Annotated in this window: 20 protein-coding genes; 12 read left to right on the forward strand and 8 right to left on the reverse strand. The window is 67.0% G+C overall.

Translation table 11 applies throughout. The features are described from left to right. Nucleotides 1-14 precede the first annotated feature (14 nt). Together ACQP1T_RS28570 and ACQP1T_RS28575 are read left to right on the forward strand one after the other, a co-directional pair. Complete coding sequence (locus tag ACQP1T_RS28570) at nt 15-1,292, forward strand: FAD-binding oxidoreductase (RefSeq protein WP_433756132.1); 1,278 nt, start codon at nt 15-17, stop codon at nt 1,290-1,292. 147 nt (nt 1,293-1,439) lie between these two features. Beyond that, nucleotides 1,440-2,264, forward strand: a complete 825-nt coding sequence (locus ACQP1T_RS28575) for an SDR family NAD(P)-dependent oxidoreductase (protein ID WP_433756133.1) — start codon at nt 1,440-1,442, stop codon at nt 2,262-2,264. 77 nt (nt 2,265-2,341) lie between these two features. Here ACQP1T_RS28575 and ACQP1T_RS28580 read toward each other — a convergent pair whose 3' ends face one another. Together ACQP1T_RS28580 and ctaC are read right to left on the reverse strand one after the other, a co-directional pair. After that, nucleotides 2,342-2,758 (reverse strand): cytochrome c oxidase subunit 4, encoded by a 417-nt coding sequence (locus ACQP1T_RS28580; RefSeq protein WP_040688533.1) that lies wholly within the window; start codon nt 2,756-2,758, stop codon nt 2,342-2,344. A gap of 13 nt (nt 2,759-2,771) precedes the next feature. Next, the gene (ctaC, locus tag ACQP1T_RS28585) at nt 2,772-3,824 is read right to left on the reverse strand and encodes an aa3-type cytochrome oxidase subunit II (RefSeq protein WP_433762406.1); all 1,053 of its coding nucleotides are present in this window, start codon (nt 3,822-3,824) and stop codon (nt 2,772-2,774) included. A 493-nt stretch (nt 3,825-4,317) separates the two neighbouring features. Here ctaC and asnB point away from each other — a divergent pair, with 493 nt between their 5' ends. Beyond that, nucleotides 4,318-6,261 carry an asparagine synthase (glutamine-hydrolyzing) gene (gene asnB, locus ACQP1T_RS28590; protein WP_433756134.1) on the forward strand — a complete coding sequence of 648 codons (1,944 nt, stop codon included), beginning with the start codon at nt 4,318-4,320 and terminating at the stop codon, nt 6,259-6,261. Nucleotides 6,262-6,526: 265 nt separating this feature from the next. On the opposite strand, the gene ACQP1T_RS28595 is transcribed toward asnB, so the two are convergent. Both ACQP1T_RS28595 and ACQP1T_RS28600 read right to left on the reverse strand, forming a co-directional pair. Continuing rightward, a complete protein-coding gene (locus ACQP1T_RS28595; RefSeq protein ID WP_433756135.1) occupies nt 6,527-7,495 on the reverse strand; it encodes a carbohydrate kinase family protein in 969 nt (322 codons plus the stop codon). A 250-nt stretch (nt 7,496-7,745) separates the two neighbouring features. Next, a complete protein-coding gene (locus tag ACQP1T_RS28600) occupies nt 7,746-8,096 on the reverse strand; it encodes a HesB/IscA family protein (RefSeq protein ID WP_040688522.1) in 351 nt (116 codons plus the stop codon). 173 nt (nt 8,097-8,269) lie between these two features. Here ACQP1T_RS28600 and ACQP1T_RS28605 point away from each other — a divergent pair, with 173 nt between their 5' ends. Further along, nucleotides 8,270-8,941, forward strand: a complete 672-nt coding sequence (locus ACQP1T_RS28605) for a DUF3043 domain-containing protein (RefSeq protein ID WP_433756136.1) — start codon at nt 8,270-8,272, stop codon at nt 8,939-8,941. Nucleotides 8,942-9,172: 231 nt separating this feature from the next. Here the strand turns inward: ACQP1T_RS28605 and ACQP1T_RS28610 are convergent, their stop codons facing one another. Then, a complete protein-coding gene (locus ACQP1T_RS28610) occupies nt 9,173-9,331 on the reverse strand; it encodes a hypothetical protein (protein ID WP_433756137.1) in 159 nt (52 codons plus the stop codon). A gap of 86 nt (nt 9,332-9,417) precedes the next feature. On the opposite strand from ACQP1T_RS28610, the gene ACQP1T_RS28615 reads away from it, so the two are divergent. The 5 genes from ACQP1T_RS28615 to ACQP1T_RS28635 all read left to right on the forward strand — a co-directional run bounded on the left by ACQP1T_RS28615 (nt 9,418) and on the right by ACQP1T_RS28635 (nt 14,501). Continuing rightward, nucleotides 9,418-10,401: a helix-turn-helix domain-containing protein gene (locus ACQP1T_RS28615; protein WP_433756138.1), complete on the forward strand. Its 984-nt coding sequence runs from the start codon at nt 9,418-9,420 to the stop codon at nt 10,399-10,401. Between the two features lie 95 nt (nt 10,402-10,496). Further along, nucleotides 10,497-11,051: a bifunctional adenosylcobinamide kinase/adenosylcobinamide-phosphate guanylyltransferase gene (cobU, locus tag ACQP1T_RS28620; RefSeq protein WP_433756139.1), complete on the forward strand. Its 555-nt coding sequence runs from the start codon at nt 10,497-10,499 to the stop codon at nt 11,049-11,051. Nucleotides 11,052-11,548: 497 nt separating this feature from the next. Further along, nucleotides 11,549-12,655, forward strand: coding sequence for a nicotinate-nucleotide--dimethylbenzimidazole phosphoribosyltransferase (cobT, locus tag ACQP1T_RS28625; RefSeq protein ID WP_433756140.1), 1,107 nt, complete (start codon nt 11,549-11,551; stop codon nt 12,653-12,655). Nucleotides 12,656-12,711: 56 nt separating this feature from the next. Continuing rightward, complete coding sequence (locus ACQP1T_RS28630; protein WP_433756141.1) at nt 12,712-13,461, forward strand: adenosylcobinamide-GDP ribazoletransferase; 750 nt, start codon at nt 12,712-12,714, stop codon at nt 13,459-13,461. Nucleotides 13,462-13,787: 326 nt separating this feature from the next. After that, complete coding sequence (locus ACQP1T_RS28635) at nt 13,788-14,501, forward strand: MBL fold metallo-hydrolase (RefSeq protein WP_433756142.1); 714 nt, start codon at nt 13,788-13,790, stop codon at nt 14,499-14,501. 45 nt (nt 14,502-14,546) lie between these two features. On the opposite strand, the gene ACQP1T_RS28640 is transcribed toward ACQP1T_RS28635, so the two are convergent. Next, a complete protein-coding gene (locus ACQP1T_RS28640) occupies nt 14,547-15,647 on the reverse strand; it encodes a branched-chain amino acid aminotransferase (RefSeq protein WP_433756143.1) in 1,101 nt (366 codons plus the stop codon). Between the two features lie 93 nt (nt 15,648-15,740). Next, a complete protein-coding gene (gene gcvT / locus ACQP1T_RS28645) occupies nt 15,741-16,841 on the reverse strand; it encodes a glycine cleavage system aminomethyltransferase GcvT (RefSeq protein ID WP_433756144.1) in 1,101 nt (366 codons plus the stop codon). 67 nt (nt 16,842-16,908) lie between these two features. On the opposite strand from gcvT, the gene ACQP1T_RS28650 reads away from it, so the two are divergent. Further along, complete coding sequence (locus ACQP1T_RS28650; RefSeq protein ID WP_433756145.1) at nt 16,909-18,444, forward strand: leucyl aminopeptidase; 1,536 nt, start codon at nt 16,909-16,911, stop codon at nt 18,442-18,444. Nucleotides 18,445-18,520: 76 nt separating this feature from the next. Here ACQP1T_RS28650 and ACQP1T_RS28655 read toward each other — a convergent pair whose 3' ends face one another. Continuing rightward, the gene (locus ACQP1T_RS28655) at nt 18,521-18,883 is read right to left on the reverse strand and encodes an oxidoreductase (protein WP_433756146.1); all 363 of its coding nucleotides are present in this window, start codon (nt 18,881-18,883) and stop codon (nt 18,521-18,523) included. Nucleotides 18,884-19,142: 259 nt separating this feature from the next. Here ACQP1T_RS28655 and sucB point away from each other — a divergent pair, with 259 nt between their 5' ends. Then, nucleotides 19,143-20,942 (forward strand): 2-oxoglutarate dehydrogenase, E2 component, dihydrolipoamide succinyltransferase, encoded by a 1,800-nt coding sequence (gene sucB / locus ACQP1T_RS28660; protein ID WP_433756147.1) that lies wholly within the window; start codon nt 19,143-19,145, stop codon nt 20,940-20,942. 23 nt (nt 20,943-20,965) lie between these two features. Then, the gene (locus ACQP1T_RS28665; protein ID WP_433756148.1) at nt 20,966-21,871 is read left to right on the forward strand and encodes a TIGR01777 family oxidoreductase; all 906 of its coding nucleotides are present in this window, start codon (nt 20,966-20,968) and stop codon (nt 21,869-21,871) included. The last annotated feature ends 19 nt before the right edge of the window (nt 21,872-21,890 follow it).

Raw genomic sequence — 21,890 nt, forward strand, 5'->3', positions numbered from 1 at the left:
TTAGCTTTCGGTCCATGAGCACGCCGCACACTGTCGCCGCCGAAGAATATCTACCTCGTGACACCGCGGATGTCGTTCGTACGGTGCGGAATTCACGCGGTCGCGCGGAGAACCTCACGGTGCGTGGCGGCGAACCGATCGACGATGGTCTGTCGTTACCCGATCCGCGCGCGGTGGTTTCGCTGCGCAAGATGAACGCGGTGCTCGATATCAACCTCGGCAGGCGCACCGTGCGCGTGCAGGCGGGGGCCAAACTCTCCGATATCGATCGTCGCCTCGGCGCGCACGGACTCGGTCTGCCGATCGTCGGCGACCACCGCGATATCACCGCGGGCGGTTTCGCCTCGGTCGGCGGTGTCAGCACGGCATCGCACAAGTACGGCATGTTCATCGATCAGATCGTGGACCTGGAGTACGTCGATCCGGACGGACGCATCGGCACCTGCGGACGCAACCACCACACCGAGCGCTTCCACCGGATCCTCGGCGCGGGCGGGCGCGCGGGCATCATCACCGCGCTCACCCTCGATGCGGTCGATATCGATAAGGACCACACCTGGCTCACCACCGATGCCGATCGCTTCCTGGACTTCGACTCCTTCGTCGAACACGCCTACGCCGAAATCGCCCGGCCGGGCAATGTCGCACTGCAGGTCGGTCGTTGGGTCGATACCGCGCCGCTGAAGGTGTCGCGTCCGGTCGGCACCGGACACGTGCAGTTGGGGACCGTGCGGTTCGGTCAGTGGTCGAGCCTCTACCCCACCACGCCCACGCGTTCGCTGCGTGCGCGTCGTGAGGTCGGCACCAAGACCAGGAAGTCGTTGGGCGTCATCGCCTCTGCCGCGGGCGGGCGCGCGGGCGCGCCGGTGCGCAATGCCGCGGCGGGCGCGCTCATGTTCGCCCCGAAGGTGCTGACGCTGCGTGACGCTGAGTATCTGGCCGATACCGTCATCAGCTCCTCCGAACGCGGACCCGCTTACCGGGTGGCGATTTTCGCGCCGCTGTCGACCTACGCCTCGGTTTTCTACAGACTGCACGATTTGTTTGCTGGACACCGGGAACGGACCGGCTGCTTCACCGTCATCTCCGCGATGACCTACGGCGTGCGCTCGAAGTACCTGCGTGCGGAGGCGCAAGCGCGCGGACTCGCGGTCGAGGACCACGGACTGATCACCTTCACCTGCCGTTTGCGGCCCTCGGCGCTGCCCTCAGAACTGTTGCGCGACATCGTCACCGGAATCGACGAGATCTGCACATCCGAACACGCCCTGCGGTACGACTCCACGGATTAGACTGTGTCGCGCCGCATATAGTCGCCGACAAATAGCTTTACCGCCATCGAGCGGTTCGGCTATCTGTTGGCGACGGCGGTCGACTTCGGCACTGTCGGCGGGGTGTCGATGCGTTGGTTCAGCCCATCTACGGTGAAGGTTGCTCTGATGCTCGAATTCCGCACTGCCCCACCCCGTTTGCCGGACCGCAAGCGTCAGCGGCCCGAATCGGTCGAGGGGCTACGGATTCTCGTGACGGACGCGTGTTCGGAGATCGGTCGCGCCACCGCCATGCTGCTTGCCGAGCAGGGCGCGCAATTGCTGCTGGTCGCGCGGCGCGGGGATCAACTCGTCGCCACCTGCAATCAGATCGTCGATGCGGGCGGTGCGGCGAACTGGTTCCGCTGCGATATCTCCGCACTAGGTGATGTCGATCAGCTGGTCGAGTGGGTGCTCAGCGATTTCGGCCGGGTCGATGTGCTGGTCAACAACGCGGGCCGCCCGCTGCGACGACCCGTCTCACAATCCCTGGACCGCTTCCGCGACTACCAGCGCATGATGGCGACCAACTACTTCGGTCCGCTGCGCCTGACCCTCGGCCTGCTGCCCGCCATGCTGGAATCCGGCTCCGGCCATGTGATCAATGTCGGCCCGTGGAGCCTGAAGACCGGCGCCACCCCGAATTTCGCCTCCTACGCCAGCTCCCAGGCCGCCTGGACCACCTTCGGTCAATGCGCGGACGCCGAACTCTCGCCCCGCGGCATCCAGGTGACCGCCGTCCAATATCCGGCCGTGCAACCGGATACCGGCACCATCGCGCACTACGTCACCGAACCCGCGCTGGAACCGACCGACGCCGCCCGCCTGATCGAAACGGCCATCCGCACCCGCCCTGCCCGCCTGGAACCCCGCTTCGCGCGCACGCTGCGTGGGCTGGCCGGTGTCGCGCCGCGCTGCACCAACCGCATCCTCTCCCGCCTCGCCTCGCTCTGACCGCCCGTGCGGTTTGATCCCGAAACGCCGAAGCGCCCCACCGAATCCGGTGGGGCGCTTCGGAAATAGCTATTCGCTCAGTGCTTTTCGGGGCCGAGGTAGTACTCGAAGACCAGACCGGCGGCCGCACCGAGAATGCAGACCACACCGATGCCGATCAGCCAGAACTGGAAGAACGCCAGGCCGAGGGCGGTGATGGAGCCCGCACCGGCCAGGGTGATGGGCCAGAAGCTACCGGGCGAGAAGAAGCCCAGATCGCCCGCGCCGTCCACGATCTCGGCATCCTCGTAGTCCTCCGGACGCAGGTCGAGACGACGTGCGACGAAACGGAAGTAGGTGCCGATGATCAGCGACAGACCGGCGGTCAGCACCGTCGCGGTGGTGCCCGCCCACTCGACACCGGTCCGCGACTGGCCGGTGAAGTAGCCGTACACGACTGCCACGATGATGAAGAACACCGTGAGCAGTTCGAAAATCCGCGCTTCGATCTTCATTTCAGCTCAGTCCTCACTTGCTCTCTACCGCGGACGCGCTCTTGGTGTCGCGCTTGGTGTTGAACGGCTGGGTGGAAGTCGCGACCGGGGATTCACCGATGGACTCGAGCGCCTCGGCGTTGGTCTTACCCGCCTTGCGCGCATCGATGTACTTGGTGAACTTCTCCGGCGATACCGCGCGGACCTCGAAGTTCATCATCGAGTGGAAGGTGCCGCACATCTCGGCGCAGCGGCCGACGAACGCGCCTTCTTTCTCGATCTTGGTGATCTGGAAGACGTTATCCGAGTGGTTTTCCTTCGGATTCGGCATCACGTCGCGCTTGAACAGGAACTCCGGCACCCAGAAGGCGTGCACCACATCGGCGGCGGCCAGCTGGAATTCGATGTTCTTGCCGGTCGGCAGCACCAGTACCGGGATCTCGCTGCTGGAGCCGACGGTCTCGATCTTGTCGTAGTGCAGATAGGACAGGATGTCGTTCTCCGGCTTGCCGTGCACCGGGCCCGGCTGCGGGTGACCGTCCTTGGTCCGCTCCTTGTACTCCTCGAGCTGCTCCTGGTTGGCGTCCTCGCGGGCCTTGTCGATGCCGTCGAAGCGGTAGCCGTCCTTGAAGTCGACATTGCGGTAGCCGAACTTCCAGTTCCACTGGAAGGCGGTCACGTCGACGGTCACGTCCGGGTTGGCGACCTTCTCGTGCACGTAGTTCTGCACGACCACGGTGAAGTAGAACAGCACCGCGATGATGACGAACGGCACGGCCGTGTAGGTCAGTTCCAGCGGCACGTTGTAACCGGTCTGGCGCGGGAACTCCGGGGAGTCCTTCTTCTTGCGGTGGAAGGTGACGGTCCAGAAGGTCAGACCCCACACCAGCACGCCCATCGCCAATGCCGCGATGACCGACCAGGTCCACAGTTCCCGCATCCGGGTGGCCTGCGGCGTGATGCCCGAGGGCCAGCCGAATCGCAGCCAAACATTGTCGATCGAGCAGCCCGAGACGAGCATCGCGGTGATCCCCAAGGACACCGCCAAGCCGACCCGTCGAAGGAGACGGCCCTGCCGACCCTTCACGGGTCGAGCCCCGATCTCTTCGCTCGCCTTGTGCGCCACGCTCACGCCTTCCTGGTCGCCACACATTCCGACAGTGCACCGCCCGGGTTGCGATCGCCCGGCGGTACGTCCTAAGCACGTTTCAGGGCATTCCGTCGGCCGCTTGCTTCGCGCGCGATCCAACTGAGAATGTCCTGAGTACTACGCAGCGTAGACCAAACCGGCGCCCCGTTTGACGTCGGGTCGCATTCGACACTCCACCGACGCGGGGGTTGATCGGGTCACCCGGACATCGTCGCAGTACACGGCGTGCGCCGCGACCGGATCGGGCAGGTGCGATGCAGGCGGACACAACATTTCGCAGTGCGTCTGTCCGGTGGGCGCGACACACGAATCCGCCCTGTGCGGCATACTCGGACACGAGATTTCGTCCTGTGCGCCCACCTATCGGGCGCAGCCACCCAATGAATCGGGCCAGCGCCCGTACCAAGTAGGAAACGAGGTTGCCGAGGCCGTGTGTGGACTGCTCGGATTTCTGACATCTGATGCGGCAACCGACGACGTCGTGGAGCGGGTGTACGACGCGCTGCACTGCGTGCGCCATCGCGGCCCGGACGAGCGCGGGACCTGGCACGACGATCATGTGATCTACGGCTTCAACCGGCTGTCGATCATCGATATCGAGCATTCGCACCAGCCGCTGCGCTGGGGTCCGGCGGAAAATCGGGAGCGCTACGCGCTCACCTTCAACGGTGAGATCTACAACTACATCGAGATCCGCGAGGAACTCGCGAAGGCGCATGCCGAGGAGTACCCGGACGGCAGGATCTTCGAGACCGAGGGCGATAGCGAGGCGATCGTCGCGGCCTTCCACTACTGGGGGCCGGAGGCGGTGCGCAAGCTGCGCGGCATGTTCGCGTTCGCGATCTGGGATACCCAAACCCAGGAGCTGTTCCTGGCGCGCGATCCGTTCGGAATCAAGCCGCTGTTCTTGGCGACCGGGCCCGGCGGGACCGCGTTCGGCAGTGAGAAGAAGAGTCTGCTGGAGCTGCTGCCCGCGCTCGGGCTGTCCGATGCGCTGGACCCGCGGGCGCTGGAGCACTACACGGTGCTGCAGTACGTGCCGGAGCCGGAAACGCTGCACACGGACATCCGTCGGCTGGAATCCGGGCACCACGCGACCGTGCGGGCCGGTGTGGCGCCGCAGATCACCCGCTACTTCGACCCCCAGTTCAAGGTGCGGGCCTTCGCACCCGGTTCGGCGGCCGCACGCTATCGCGATATCGCCGAGGCCCTCGAGGACTCGGTCGCCAAGCATATGCGCGCGGATGTGACGGTCGGATCCTTCCTGTCCGGCGGCATCGATTCCACCGCGGTCGCGGCGCTGGCCATGCGGCACAACCCGAAGCTGATCACCTTCACCACCGGCTTCGAACGCGAGGGCTACTCCGAGGTCGATGTGGCGGCCGAGAGTGCGGAGGCGATCGGCGCGCGGCATATCGTGAAGGTGGTCTCCCCCGCCGAATTCGCGGCCGCGATCCCCGAAATCGTCTGGTACCTCGACGATCCCGTGGCCGACCCGGCGCTGGTTCCGCTGTACTTCGTGGCCAAGGAAGCGCGCAAGCACGTCAAGGTGGTGCTCTCCGGCGAGGGCGCGGACGAGCTGTTCGGCGGATACACGATCTACCGGGAACCGTTGTCGCTCAAGCCTTTCGAGCACTTGCCGCGTGGCGTGCGCAAGCTGGCGGGCAAGCTCTCGGAGCGGATTCCGGACGGCACCCGCGGTAAGAGCCTGCTGCACCGGGGTTCGCTCCCGCTGGAGGAGCGCTACTACGGCAATGCGCGCAGCTTCAGCGATGCGCAGTTGCGTGCGGTACTGCGCGAATTCCGGCCGGAATGGACCCATCAGGACGTCACCGCGCCGATTTACGCGCAGTCGCGCGGCTGGGACCCGGTGGCGCGCATGCAGCATCTGGATCTCTACACCTGGCTGCGCGGCGACATCCTGGTCAAGGCCGACAAGATGACCATGGCGAATTCGCTCGAGCTGCGCGTGCCGTTCCTGGATTCCGAGGTGCTGAAGGTCGCCGAGCAGCTGCCCTACGAGCAGAAGATCACCAAGGAGACCACGAAGTACGCACTGCGCCAAGCGCTCGAGGGCATCGTCCCGCCGCATGTGCTGCACCGGGCGAAGCTGGGTTTCCCGGTTCCGCTGCGGCATTGGTTGCGCGGCACCGAACTCTACGACTGGGCGCACCTGCAGATCGCCGAATCGCAGACCGATCACCTGCTGGACAAGGGCGCGATCAAGGGCATGCTCGAAGACCACCGCGCGGGCCGCGGCGATCACAGCCGCCGGTTGTGGACGCTGCTGGTCTTCATGGTCTGGCACGGGATCTTCGTGGAGAAGCGCATTACTCCCGATATTCAGGAGCCGGTCTACCCGGTCTCGCTGTAGTCAGTGGGAACGCGCACGTTTCGCCCGCCGACCCGCGGGCGATTCGTGCGCAGCGGGACCCAATGTGTGCGCAACGCGGGACCAGAGCGACGCGGCACCGTGCAATGCGACTGTGCCGCGCATCCTTTCGTACGCCGCGCATGGATGGACGGCGCTGGAGCATGCGCGGCACCCCAAATCGGCGCGGGCGGCGCTGAAAGGCGCGCAGTGAGCAGATGCGAACGGCCGCACCGGAATACGGTGCGGCCGTCGAGATCGGCGTGCCTCAGAGCAGGGGCTTGATATCGGCAGCGGCCTCGGGGCCGTAGGCTTTGGTGAGGCGTTCGAGAGCGTCGTCCTTGTTGAGGGTCCACTCCTGGGTGCCCATGGTCTCGAGGACGAGAACCGCGATGAGCGAACCCAATTGGGCGGAGCGCTCCAGCGACAGACCCGTGGTGTGGCCAGTGAGGAAACCCGCACGGAAAGCATCGCCGACGCCGGTGGGCTCGACCTTGTCGACCTCGGGCACCACACCGACAGTCACCTCGGTACCGTCGCGGTCGAAGATCTGCACGCCGTCCTTGCCGAGCGTGGTGACCCGGATGCCGACCTTGCGGGCGACCTCTTCCTCGCTCAGACCGGTCTTCTGCAGCAGCAGCGCCCACTCGTACTTATTGGTGAAAAGGTATGCGGCGCCGTCGATCAGCTGCACGGCCTGATCACCGTCGAGGCGAGCCAGCTGCTGGGACGGGTCGGCGGCGAACGGAATGCCGAGTTCGCGGCATTCGGTGGTGTGGCGCAGCATCGCCTCCGGATCGTTGGCGCCGATGAGCACCAGGTCGAGGCTGTGCTGCTCGGCGAGTTCGCCGATCGATATATCGCGGGCCTCACTCATCGCGCCCGGATAGAACGACGCGATCTGGGCCATATCGTCATCGGTGGTGCAGACGAAGCGCGCGGTATGCGCCCGGTCCGAGATCTTGACGGTGGAGCAGTCGACGCCATGCTTCTCCAGCCAGGCGCCGTACTCGGCGAAATCGGCGCCGACCGCGCCGACGAGCAGCGGCGTGCGGTTCAAAACCCCCATGGCGTAAGCGATATTGCCCGCGACACCACCCTTGCGGATCTGCAGATCATCAACGAGAAAACTCACCGAAACGTGGTCGAGCTGATCGGCCAGCAGCGCGTCGGCGAACCGTCCGGGGAAACGCATGAGGTGGTCGGTTGCGATGGACGCGGACACGGCGATAGACACGAGGCTGAGCCCCTTCGAGTAGGCGGCAGACGACGAAAGGCGCGGGACAAAACCCGCGCCTTCACCGTAGCTCACCCGCCTCCCCGAGTCTCTTGCCGATCGGTGAGTGGCCCAAGGCTTTCGTCGCGGACCGGCGGTCGACGCCCAGTTCAGTTCTGGACGTCCCCGACGGGTGTACTTACGAAATCGCCGCGTCGACAGCAGGGGCGACCGGGGCCCGATACCGCTCGGCGAGTCGGGCGCGCAGGTGTCAGTTGAAGGAGTCGCCGCAGGCGCAGGAACCCGTCGCGTTCGGGTTGTCGATCGTGAAGCCCTGCTTCTCGATGGTGTCGACGAAGTCGATCGAGGCGCCCTGCACGTACGGCGCGCTCATCCGGTCGACGGCCAGCTTGACGCCGCCGAAGTCGACGGTCAGGTCACCGTCGAGCGAGCGGTCGTCGAAGAAGAGCTGGTAGCGCAGGCCCGCACAGCCGCCCGGCTGCACGGCGATACGCAGGGCGAGGTCGTCGCGACCCTCCTGGTCGAGCAGCGCCTTCGCCTTGCTGGCGGCGGCATCGGTCAGAGTCACACCGTGGGTGGTCGTCTCGTCTTGCACAGTCATGAACTCTCCTCAAGACAGCTGTGTTCAACCCGTGAACAGCGCACGGCTCGTGGCTGTCAACACCACTCAGCGGGCTGTTATTCCCCCATCTTGCCATCACCGGGTACCGCGGTGGCCACAACCTCCCACCGACCTCATTTCCTGCTGGGTACCGCATCGAATAGCCTGGTCGCGTGAAATTGTTCCGTCGCGGCGAGTCCAGCACCACCGACGAGAGCGCCGACCAGACGGCGGGCTCGGACGGCGGCTCGACCGCAGTCTCCACCACTAAAGCGGCCACCGTCACCGAGGGCAAGGGCCGACCTACTCCGAAACGTCGTGACGCCCAAGGCAAGCGACGCGGTCCGGTGGCTCCGGCCCCGCTCACCGCGAAGGAGGCCCGCGCCCGGCGCAAGGCCACCCGCGGTAACCGCGCGGACCGCAAGGCGGCCTCCGCCGAGCGTCGGCTGGCAGCCCAGGACCGGCGCGCCAGGATGCTCGCGGGCGAGGATAAATATCTGCTGCCGCGCGATCAGGGTCCGGTGCGGGCCTTCGTGCGCGATATCGTCGATGCCCGGCGCAACCTGGTCGGATTGTTCATGCCGATGGCGCTGGTCCTGATCCTGTCGATGTTCGTCGCGCCCGCGCTGCAGACGATTGTGACGCTGGCCATGCTGGTGATGATGTTCTTCATGATCGCCGAGGGCTTCCTGCTCGGCCGGATCGTCAACGGGCGGGTGCGTGAGCGATTCCCGGAGAGCACCGATACCGGCTACAAGCTGGGTTGGTACGCCTTTGTCCGCGCCTCGCAGATTCGCAAGATGCGGGCGCCGAAGCCGCGGGTCGGCCCCGGCGACAGTGTTTGATTTGCAGCGCCTTCGGCGCTGCGTGTTCGCGGCCCCCAATGTCTCGCGGCCGACCATTTCGAGCGACCTGCAAGCAGTCGCTAGCGGCGCCGTAGACTCGCGACTTCGTCGCATGCGCTTCGACGACTCGGACGCGAGACGGGCCGCGAACGGGTCGCTCGTAAGACTCGCTCCGCAGTGGTCTGGAGAGCAAGAGCGGCAATAGAGCCGATAGCCCACGTGCAGCAGCCCTCAATGGTGATGGGAGTGGGCGACGATGGCGGACAGATCGGACTGCAAGCGCTGGGCGTCGCGATCGATGACATTCGCCGATCCGGCGTGACCGCCGCCTCGTGTAATGAGGACCGCGAAGCCCACTACGACCGCCATGCTGATGAGAAAAGTAATCATGGCAGTAATTTTGCGCTCGGTGATTTACCGCCGAAAGTGGCTGTTCTGACATTGTTCGTAAAGATCCAGCCAGGTATGCTGACCGCATGCTGTCCAAGGTCGCGGTGGTGCTCTCCGAGCGCTTGGCCATGTTCGAATTCGGTGTGGTCTGTGAGGTTTTCGGGCTCGATCGGACCGCGGACGGACTGCCGGGATTCGATTTCAAGGTGTGCGGGGCCGAGCCGGGGAAGCCCCTGCCATCCACGACCCCGGGTATCACCGTCACGCCGGAGTACGGGCTGGCGGAGTTGGTGAAGGCCGATCTGGTCGCGATTCCGGCCTTTCCGGCATCGGCCGTCGAGCATGGGCTCGATCCGCGGGTCATCGGCGCGATCCAGGAGGCGTCGGAGGCCGGAGCGATCGTGCTCACCGTATGTTCCGGTGCGTTCCTGGCGGGGGCGGCCGGGCTGCTCGACGGGCGCAAGTGCACAACGCACTGGCGCTATGTGGACCAGTTGGCGGCACAGTTTCCGCTGGCCACGGTCGATCCCGATGTGCTGTTCGTCGACGAGGGCAACCTGATCACCTCGGCGGGGACCGCGGCGGGCATCGATGCCTGCCTGCATCTGGTGCGCCGGGAGATCGGCAGTTCCGTCGCGAATGCGATCGCCCGGCGCATGGTGGTGCCACCGCAGCGTGACGGCGGGCAGCGCCAATTCATCGAGCGTCCGGTACCCGAATGCACCTCCGACAGCCTCAGCTCCACGTTGCAGTGGATGAACGAGAACCTCGACCTGCCGCACACTATCGACGACCTGGCCGCCCGCTCGATGATGTCCACCCGCACCTTCGCCCGCCGCTTCGCCGCCGAAACCGGAACCACACCGGTGAAATGGCTGACCAATCAGCGGGTGCTGTACGCCAAGCATCTGCTGGAGGACACCGACGAGGGGCTGGAACAGATCGCCGCACAAGCCGGTTTCGGATCCGGTGCGCTGCTGCGGCATCACTTCCAGAAGGTCGTCGGCATCGCACCGACCGAGTATCGCCGCCGGTTCGGGGGCGCCGAGCCGACCGAGCAGCGCGCATAGCGAGCGAATTATCAACGCAGCCGCCAACGCGTCATGCCGGAACCGAGCGCCAGCGACGTGCAGGCATAAGCGCGGCGGATTGATACGGTGCTGCCGTGTCGGACCGCTCATCTACCAGCAGCCGCGCGCACCGCATCCTCGTACTCGGCGGCGCGCGATCCGGTAAGTCGACCTTCGCGGAGGTGTTGGCGGCCGAGGGCGGTCCGGTGCGGTATATCGCCACCGCGATTCCCGATCCGGCCGATCTCGACTTCGCCGAACGCATCGCGCGCCACCGCGATCGCCGGCCCGCGGACTGGACGGTCCTCGAAAGCGCCGATCCCGCAACGGTTCTCACCGCCGCTCCCCCGGCCGGAACGACACTGATCGACGATATCGGCACCTGGCTCACCGCCCGGATCGACGCCCGCGAGGCCTGGGACGCGCCGCGCGGCACCGTCGCCCCCGACGCGGACGCCTTGGTCGCCGCGGTCAGTGGCTACCCCGGCCGCTTGGTGATCGTCACCCCCGAGGTAGGTATGGGCGTCATCCCCGCCACCCGCTCCGGTCGCCTCTTCCGCGACGAAATCGGCATCCTCAACCAACGCCTCGCGCAAACCTGCGATGAAGCCTTCTTGGTTGTCGCCGGACTCCCCCTTCGCCTGAAATAGGAACGCACGGCCGCGGCGATCACGTCGCGAGGGCCGCGCCCTCGTACGCGCTGTGCGGTCGAGTGTGGCGGCGAGCACGGAACGAGGCATCGAGTGCGGGCGGGATGCAGTTCCCATAAAAATAGAGGCGGACAGCCGCAACGATCACGCCGCGCCACCGGCAATGGCCGCACCTCCGGAACCGTGCAGGATGCACCATCCGGAACGGCCGGATGGGGCCGCGAAAGCGCAGGACGAAGCATTGGGTGCAGGGCGGGGGATGCAGTCCGCACAAAACAATAGCAACCGCAACGATCACGCCGCGCCACCGGCGATAGCCGCACTCTCCGGAACGGTGCAAGACGCGCCATGCGGACCGCCCGAGTGGGGTGGCGAGGGCGAGATGAGGCGTCGGGTGCGGGGCGGGTGGTGCGGATCGGTGGGGTGGCGGCAAGATTGGGCCGGATATGGACTGCGCGGTGTAGGAATTAACTGCCCCGACCCGGAAAGGCTCGATAGTGACAGACGGATTCGGACCGGTGGTGCCACCCGACGCGGGAGTTCGAGCGGCGGCGGAGCAGCGGCAGGCGCAGCTGACCAAACCCGGTGGGGCGCTCGGGCGGCTCGAGACGCTCGGGAATTGGGTGTCGGCGTGCCAGGGTGTCTGTCCGCCGAAGCAGTTCGAACGGGTGCGGGTGGTGGTGTTCGCTGGGGATCATGGCATTGCGCGCCATGGTGTTTCGGCATATCCGAGTGAGGTGACCGCGCAGATGGTCGCCAATTTCCTCGGCGGCGGCGCGGCGGTGAATACGCTGGCTTCGGTGGCGGGCGCAACCGTGCGGGTCGTCGATATGTCGGTCGATGCCGATACCGAGCCGCAGGTCGCCAAGTACAAGGTGCGGCGCTCCAGCGGGGCGATCGATCGCGAAGACGCGCTCAGCGAGGACGAGATCCATGCCGCGCTCACCGCGGGCAAGGCGATCGCCGACGAGGAGATCGATGCGGGCGCCGACCTGCTCATCGCGGGCGATATGGGGATCGGCAATACGACACCCGCCACCGTCCTCATCGCTACCCTCACCGACACCGAACCCATCGCCGCTGTCGGCCGCGGTACCGGCGTGGACGATGCGGGCTGGATCCGCAAGGTCGCCGCGATCCGTGACGCGATGCGCCGTGCCCGCCCGGTCGCCAAGGACCCGGTCGAACTGCTGCGGGTAGCCGCGGGAGCCGACTTCGCCGCCCTGGCGGGCTTCCTCGCCCAAGCCGCAACCCGCCGCACACCGGTCATCCTCGACGGCGTGGTCGTCACCGCGGCCGCCTTGGTCGCCGAAGATCTGGCCGCCGGTGCCAGCGCCTGGTGGCTCGCTGGCCACCGCTCCACCGAACCCGCCCACACCCTGGCCCTGCGCCACCTCCGCCTCGAGCCCCTGCTCGACCTGGACATGCGCCTGGGCGAAGGCTCCGGCGCCCTCACCGCCCTCCCCGTCCTCCGCGCCGCCGTAGCCACCCTCGCCGACATGGCCACCTTCGCGGAAGCCGGTGTGAGCACGGCCGATTCGGCCACCGAGGCCGAGACCAGCCTCGCCGCCGAAGCGACCGCGCAACCGGACTTGCGGAAGTAGACGGTGACCGCCGACGGCGGCTGCCGACCAATTGCGTGCAGTTCAGGTCGGCGAATATGAGTGGTGTGCGGCTTGCGGTGTCGTGGCTGACGGTGTTGCCGGTGCGCGGGCCGGAGCATGTCGATCGGAGCGCGGCGGGGCGGGCGATCGGGTTGGCGCCGTTGGTGGGGGCGGGGCTCGGGGTGGCCGCGGCCGGGGTGCTTTGGGTGTTGGTGTGGGGTGGGGCGAGTGCGACGGTCGCGGGGTTGGTGGTGGTTGCCGGGTTGGCGCTCGTCACTCGCGGGATGCATCTGGATGGGTTGGCCGACACGATGGACGGGTTGGGGTCCTATGGTCCGCCCGAGCGGGCCAGGGCGATATCGAAGAGTGGCGACACGGGTCCGTTCGGGGTGGCGGCATTAGTGTTCGCCGTTGGGCTCCAAGCATTTTCGTTCGCCGCGCTGGCACAGGCCGAGCGTTGGTTCGCGGTGCTGCTCGCGGTGGCCGTGGGTCGAGTGGTGGTGGTCCTCGCGTGTCGGCGTGGCATAGCAGCCGCGCCCGATACGGGTTTCGGCGCGTTGGTAGCGGGGACCCAACGCCCGATCACCATCGCACTCTGGTCCGCACTCGCCGTCGCCGCCGGCGTCCTCGCCGTCCCGGACCACCGCTGGCTCGGCCCCACCGTTGTCCTTGTCGCCCTGGGCATTTCGGTCCTGCTGGTCCGACACTGCGTCCACCGCTTCGGCGGACTCTCCGGCGACATCCTCGGTGCGACACTCGAAATATCCGTCGCGATCACCGCCGCCGGATCAACACTGGGCACCTGACTCCGCCGACCGGCATCCGTGTCACTGGCAGCGTGTTGCCTTGCCGCCCTGGATATTTCGGACATATGCCGCCAGCGAGCGCAATGATGGTCCGAGCGTGAAATCGGCACGGCAGCACATTCATCCCAAAGACGCACTGCAGGTTCGGATCCACCGCGGGCCTGAATCGAACGGGCCAGCAGCGACGATACCGACCCCGTCTGTCCAGCGCTCGCCGACAGGACATTCACACACGAGCACGCCGTCACGCGCATCCTGATGCATTCCGCACCGAGATAGCTGGCATGGTGCGCGCATTGTCTGGGTCAGGCAATACAGTGGACGGCATGCCTTCCGAACGTCTGTATTTTCGTCAACTGCTGTCCGGTCGAGATTTCGCCGTGGGTGATCCGATCGCGACACAGATGCGAAATTTCGCGTATCTGATCGGCGATCGGGAGACCGGCGAGTGTGTGGTGGTGGATCCGGCCTATGCGGCAGGTGATCTGGTGGATATCGCCGAGGCGGACGGGCTGCGGCTGACCGGGGTGCTCGCCACCCATCACCACCCGGACCATGTCGGCGGCACCATGCTCGGATTCACCCTGCGCGGGGTGCGGGAGCTGCTCGAAAAGACGAGCGTGCCGGTGCACGTCAATGCCGAGGAGCTGTCCTGGGTCGCCAATGTCACCGGCATCGCGCCCAGCGAACTCACCGGCCACCAGCATTGCGACAAGGTCAGCGTCGGCGCATTCGATATCGAACTGCTGCACACCCCCGGCCACACCCCCGGCAGCCAGTGCTTCCTGTTCGACAATCGCCTCATCGCGGGCGACACCCTCTTCATCGACGGCTGCGGCCGCACCGACTTCCCCGGCGGCGACTCCGATGCCATGTTCCGCAGCCTGCGCTACCTAGCCGAGCTATCCGGCGACCCGGTCGTCTACCCCGGTCACTGGTATTCCCAGGACCCCTCCGCCACCCTGTCCACAGTCAAGGACGCCAACTACGTCATGCGCCCGCAAACCCTGGAGGAATGGCGCACCTTCATGCCCAGCTGATCCGCGAACGGCACACGACCGCGGCACTTCGCGAGACTGCCGTAGTCACATGCCGCGCATCCACCCGTGGATATCCTCGAAGGTGCCGCGCTGGATCCCGGTGAGGGTGTCACGCAGCGCCATGGTGACCTCGCCCGGTTCACCACCGCCGACGGCGAACTCACCATCGGCGGAGCGAACCCAGCCGACCGGCGTGATCACGGCGGCGGTGCCGCAGGCGAAAACCTCGGTGATCTCACCGGATTCGGCACCCTTGCGCCACTCCTCCACCGAAACCTTGCGCTCCTCAACCACATAGCCCGAATCGGCGGCGAGGGTGAGCAGCGAATCGCGGGTGATGCCGGGCAATAGCGATCCGGACAGTTCCGGGGTGACCAGCCGCGCCTCGGAACCCGAACCGAAGACGAAGAACAGGTTGTTGGTACCCATCTCCTCGACATAGCGACGCTCGCAGGCATCGAGCCAGACGACCTGATCGCAGCCCTTCTCGGAGGCCTGCGCCTGGGCGAGCAGCGATGCCGCGTAGTTACCGGCGACCTTCGCCTCACCGGTGCCGCCCGGCGCGGCCCGCACATATTCGGTCGACAGCCAGACCCGCACCGGCTTCACACCGCGCGGGAAGTACGCGCCCGCAGGCGATCCCAGCAGCAGGTATTTGTAAGCGGAAGCGGGCTTCACACCCAGCCCGGCCTCGGTGGCGAACATGAACGGCCGCAAGTACAGCGACTCCTCACCACCGGCCGCGGGCACCCAGCGGCTATCGACCTCGAGCAGTTGACGCACGGATTCGATGAAGAGTTCCTCGGGCAGTTCCGCCATCGCCATCCGACGCGCGGACTTGCGGAAGCGCGTCGCATTCGCGTCGATGCGGAAGCAGGAGACGCTGCCGTCGTTCTGCCGGTAGGCCTTCAGACCCTCGAAGATGGCCTGGCCGTAGTGGAACACCATCGTCGCCGGATCCAGCGCCAGCGGCCCGTACGGCTCGACCCTGGCATTGCCCCAGCCTTCACCCTCGGTGTATTCGATGGAGACCATGTGGTCGGTGAAGAAGCGTCCGAAGCCCGGTGCCGCCAGAATCTCCTGTACCCGCTGCGCCGGGGTGGGCGCGGGATGCGGAACATGGGTGAACTGTGCGGCAGCGGTCATGAGGCAGATCCTATCGGTCGCGGTTTTGCCGCGGTGCGAGTGTCGGCGCGCCGCGAACGTGTCCGCGTCGCCTGCCGAAATCCGCGGTACCGCCTATTTGGTGTTGGTGTCGACGAACGGCGGGCGCACGACCTCGCACCGCAACCGTCGCCCACGAACATCGACCTCGACCTCCGTGCCGGGTTCGATAGCCGCAGCGGTATCGAGCAGTGCGAGGGCGATGCCGATCTGCAGCGTCGGCGAGAAGGTGCCCGAAGTGGTTTCGCCGACGGGCTCACCATCACGCAGCACGGTCTGTCCCTGACGCAGCACACCGCGGTCGAGTGCCTTCAGCCCCAACAGCATTCGACGTGGACCGGCCGACTTCTCCTGCTCCAGTGCGTCCTTGCCCCAGAACTCGGGCTTCTTCCAGCCGATCGCCCACCCGCAGCGCGCCTGCACCGGCGAAATCTCCAGCGACAGTTCATGTCCGTGCAACGGATACCCCATCTCGGTGCGCAACGTATCGCGGGCACCGAGCCCGGCGGGCTGTCCACCGTGCGCGCGGACCTGCTCGACGAGCGCACGGAACAGCGGCTCGGCATCGGCCCACCGCGGCAGCAGCTCATAGCCGTGTTCGCCGGTGTATCCCGTGCGACAGACCCGAATCCGGCGGCCGTCCCATTCGGCGTCGGCGTAGGCCATGTACTCCATATCGGTCGGCAGCCCGAGCGCGGTGAGCACCTCCGTCGAGCGCGGTCCCTGCACCGCGAACACGCCGTACTCGCGATGTTCATCGGTCACCGTGATGCCCTCCGGCGCGACCTTCTGCAGTTCGGCGACCACCGCCGCGGTATTGGCGGCATTGGGTACCAGGAAGATCTCGTCATCGCCGACGTAATAGGCGATCAGATCATCGATCACACCACCGTCGGGCGCGCAGCACAGCGTGTACTGCGCCTTGCCGGGCCGGATCCGACCGAGATCATTGGTCAGCGCCGAGTTCACGAACTCCGCCGCCCCCGCGCCGCGGACGGTTGCCTTGCCGAGGTGGCTCACATCGAACAGCCCGACGGTCGTGCGAACCGCCTGATGTTCGCCGACCGTCCCCGCGTACGAGACCGGCATCTCCCAGCCGCCGAACGGCGCGAACTTCGCCCCGAGTTCGACGTGCACAGCATGAATCGGGCCTTGCAGCAGGTTCGCATCGGTCACCGGCCGAGCTTAGCCCGGCGGTGGCGTCGCGATGCGCCACCCGAAGCAGACCGAATAGCCTGTGCCCATGACCGCTGTTGCAGATCGCTCGCTCGGACCGGACCTGGACCTGGTCGACACCATCAGCGCCGACACCGATGTGTTGGTGATCGGCCTGGTGTCCGGTGACGACGGCCCGACGATCGCCACACTGGAGGACGAATTCGTCGACAACATCCTCGCCTCGGATGTCCGCGCGGCGCTGCAGGAACAGCTGCGCGCCGTCGGCGCGAAGGGTAAGGCCGAGGAGCTCACCCGGATTCCGGCGCCCACCGGCCTCGACGTGAAAAGCGTGCTGGCCGTCGGACTCGGCGCCGCGGACAAGATCGATGCCGAACAGATCCGCCGCTCGGCCGGTGTCGCTGGCCGCGCACTGACCGGTATCGGCTCGGCCGTGACGACGCTCTCGGGTCTCGAGGGCGGCATCGGCCCCACCGCCGAAGGGTTCTTCCTCGGCGCGTACTCCTTCACCGCGTTCAAATCCGAGAATGCCAACGGCAAGCCGGACGAGCAGCCGGTGCGCAAGGTCGAACTCCTGGTCGGCGACCCGAGCGTGTCGCACAGCAAGGGCTTCGACCACGACCGGGTGATCGCCGAAGCCATCGCCACCGCACGCGATTTCGTCAACACTCCGCCGAGTCACCTGTACCCGGCCGAATTCGCTACCCGGGCAAAGGCTTTGGCCGAGGCGGCGGGTCTGCAAGTCGAGGTGCTCGATGAGCAGGCGCTGGCCGACGGCGGCTACGGCGGCGTGCTCGGCGTCGGCAAGGGCTCCTCGCGTCAGCCGCGCCTGGTGCGCCTGACCTACAACGGTGGCGCCAAGAAGGTCGCGCTCATCGGCAAGGGCATCACCTTCGATACCGGCGGCATTTCCATCAAGCCCGCCGCGAATATGGAAAATATGACCTCCGATATGGCGGGCGCCGCCGCGGTCATCGCCGCGACCATCGCCGCCGCCGAGCTGAAGCTACCGGTCACGGTGATCGCGACCGTGCCTATGGCGGAGAACATGCCGTCGGCCACCGCGCAGCGCCCCGGCGATGTACTCACCCAGTACGGCGGTAAGACCGTCGAGGTGCTGAACACCGATGCCGAGGGCCGCCTGATCCTGGCCGACGCGATCGTGCGCGCGAGCGAGGACGATCCGGAGTACCTCATCGACGTCGCCACCCTCACCGGCGCGCAGATGGTCGCGCTCGGCACCCGCACCCCCGGCGTGATGGGCACCGACGAATTCCGCGACCGCGTCGCCCGGCTGTCGCGGCTGGCTGGTGAAAACGGCTGGGCCATGCCGTTGCCCACCGAACTGCGCGCCGATCTGAACTCCAAGGTCGCCGATCTGGCGAATGTCGCACCGCACCGCTGGGGCGGCATGCTCTCGGCCGCGATCTTCCTGAAGGAGTTCGTCCCTGAGGGTGTGCAGTGGGCGCACCTGGACGTCGCGGGTCCGGCGTACAACACCGGCGGCCCGTTCGGCTACATCGGCAAGGGCGGCACCGGGGTTCCGGTCCGCACCCTGGTCTCGGTGATCGAGGACATCGCGCACGAGGACGCGGCGGAGTAACCGAATGTCGGTGCGGCGTCCGGATTCCCGGACGTCGTACCGCGGTCCGCGAACAAATTGAACGAAAAGAACAGCCCTACAACTCGCCCAGATCGCGTTCCAGCGCGCGCTTGCGTTCGATCCGCTTGCGCGCGTCGTAGTCGCGCATCCGTTGCGGATAACCGGTCTTGCGGACGTCGTAAACGGGAATCCGCAAATCTGCGGCTAGCCGTTTCGCGCCACGCTCGCCGACGACGCGACGGGTCCATTCGCCGTCGGCCGCGATCAATACGACAGTGACATCCGTCACGGTCGTCTTGGGCTCCACGTAGCCCTCCACCCCGGTATGGGTACGCACCCACTCGGCGAGATAGCGAGCATCATCGCCACTACTCGAACCCCCACGTAAACCGCTGCCACCCCGGGCTGCGCCGCCTCGGAAACGATCCAGCAAACCCAACGACGCCGACCTCCTCACCCCGGTGACCAAGTGCTCGGCACCGGTCATTCCATCTTGCCAGCCCCGTGCAGTTCGCTGCCCTGTGCTACACGTCTCGCGGCCGAGTGCAAGGATGGATCGCGGTACAAGAACCACACAGATCTCCGGTGCCACGCACAATGATCGGTGGCTTTCGGACACCCATCGCGACCCGCGGTGGGTGTCCGCAGTGAGATCAACTGTTGTAGAACCCGTCGAGCAGTCAGAGGAGTCAACGGACATGGCCTTCTCCGTCCAGATGCCGGCTCTTGGTGAGAGCGTCACCGAGGGAACGGTGACCAGGTGGCTGAAGCAGGAAGGAGACACGGTCGAGGTCGACGAGCCACTGCTCGAGGTCTCCACCGATAAGGTCGACACCGAGATCCCGTCGCCGGCGGCGGGTGTGTTGTCGAAGATCGTCGCCGCCGAGGATGACGTCGTCGAGGTCGGCGGTGAGCTCGGTGTGATCAGCGAAGCCGGCGAAGCGCCCGCGCCCGCCGCCGCACCCGCACCTGAAGCCGCGCCTGCACCCGCCCAGGCACCGGAGCCGGAACCGGCTCCCGCGCCGGCCGCCGCCGCTGCGGCCCCCGCACCCGCGGCTCCCGCCGCGGCCGAGCCCGCCGCCGCGTCGGGCACCCCGGTCAAGATGCCGGAACTCGGTGAGTCGGTCACCGAGGGCACCGTCACCCGTTGGCTCAAGCAGGTCGGTGACCAGGTCGCCGTCGACGAGCCGCTACTCGAGGTCTCCACCGATAAGGTCGACACCGAGATCCCCTCGCCCGTCGCGGGCACCCTGCTGGAAATCTCCGCGCAGGAAGACGATGTCGTCGCCGTCGGTGGACAGCTCGGCGTGATCGGCAGCGGCGCCCCCGCGGCCGCCGCACCGGCACCGGCAGCCCCCGCACCGGCACCGGCAGCCCCCGCACCGGCACCGGCAGCCGCGCCCGAACCGGCTCCCGCGGCCGCCGCTCCGGCACCTGCCCCCGCTCCGGCTCCGGCTCCGGCCCCGGCACCGGCACCGGCACCGGCACCCAAGCCTGCTCCGGCCCCGGCCGCCACGGCTCCGGCGCCCACCCAGGACACCTCCGGCAACGGCGCGACCCCGTACGTCACCCCGCTGGTCCGCAAGTTGGCCGAGGAGAACGGCGTCAACCTCGCCACCGTCACCGGCTCCGGTGTCGGCGGACGCATCCGCAAGCAGGATGTGCTCGCCGCCGTCGAGGCCAAGAAGGCACCGGCTCCGGCCGCAGCCGCCCCCGCGGCAGCCGCACCGGCCGCGAAGGCGCCCGCCGCCGCGGCCACCTCGCAGCTGGCGCATCTGCGCGGCACCGTGCAGAAGGCCAGCCGCATCCGCCAGATCACCGCGACCAAGACCCGGGAATCGCTGCAGACCACCGCGCAGCTGACCCAGGTGCACGAGGCGGATGTCACCAAGATCGCGGCGCTGCGCAGCCAGGCCAAGGCCGCGTTCAAGGACCGCGAGGGCGTCAACCTGACGTTCCTGCCGTTCTTCGCCAAGGCGGTCGTCGAGGCGCTCGGCGTGCACCCGAACGTGAACGCCAGCTACGACGAGTCCACCAAGGAGATCACCTACCACGCCTCGGTGCACCTCGGCATCGCCGTCGACACCGAGCAGGGTCTGCTGTCCCCGGTGATCCACAACGCCAGCGACCTGTCGCTGGCCGGACTCGCCCGCGCGATCGCCGATATCGCCAACCGCGCACGCACCGGCGGCCTCAAGCCGGACGAGCTGGCCGGTGGCACTTTCACGATCACCAATATCGGCAGCCAGGGCGCGCTGTTCGACACCCCGATCCTGGTTCCGCCGCAGGCGGGCATGCTCGGCACGGGTGCGATCGTCAAGCGTCCTGTGGTGGTCACCGATGAGACCGGCAACGAGTCCATCGGCGTCCGGTCCATGTGCTACCTGCCGCTCACCTACGATCACCGCCTCATCGACGGCGCCGATGCCGGTCGCTTCCTGACCACGATCCGGCACCGGCTCGAGGAAGCGGCGTTCGAGGCGGACCTCGGTCTGTAGTCGGAAAGGGTCGTCTGTCGCGCATGAAGGTGGTGATCGCCGGTTCGTCCGGGCTGATCGGGACGGCACTCGTCGCGGCGCTGCGCCGCGAAGGGCACGAAGTCGCCAGATTGGTACGCCGCTCCCCCAACGCGCCGGACGAATACCGTTGGGATCCCGCTCGCGCCGATCTGGACGAGCGGGCCCTGCGGGGCGCCGACGCGGTGGTCAACCTCTGCGGGGCGAGCATCGGACGGCGGCGCTGGAACGGCAGCTATAAACAGGAGCTGCGCGACAGTCGCCTGACCCCGACCGATGTGTTGGCCAATGCGGTGGCCGCCGCCGGTGTGCCGGTGCTGGTGAATGCCAGCGGCGTGCACTACTACGGCGGCGCCACCGGCAACCGGGTGGTCGACGAAACCACCCCTGCGGGAACGGGTTTCCTCGCCACCCTCTGCCGGGACTGGGAGGCCGCGACCAAACCGGCCGTCGATGCTGGTGTGCGCACGGTGCTGTTGCGCAGTGCCGTGGTGCTCTCCCAGTACGGCGGCATGCTCGGCATGCTGCAGCCGCTGTATACGCTCGGCCTCGGCGGCCGACTGGGTAATGGACGGCAGTACACGCCGTGGATTTCGATGGCCGACGAGATCGGTGCGATCATCTTCGCGCTCACCCACGACAGCATTGCCGGGCCGATCAATTCGGTCGGTCCGGCACCGGTCACCAATGCCGAATTCAATCGGGCACTCGGCCGCGTGCTGCACCGGCCGACCCCATTCGTGGTGCCCGCGTTCGCATTACGCGCGCTGATCGGCGAATTCGCCGAAGAGGCCATCCTGAATGGGCCGCGCGCGATTCCGACGGCACTGGAACAGGCGGGTTATCCGTTCCAGCACCAGACGATCGGCGCGGCGCTGGCGGCCGCCCTCGGCCGCGATGACGACCGTTGACGCCGCAGCCGAAAACCCA

This window comes from Nocardia sp. CA-135398 (genome assembly GCF_050955845.1).
Lineage (GTDB): Bacteria > Actinomycetota > Actinomycetes > Mycobacteriales > Mycobacteriaceae > Nocardia.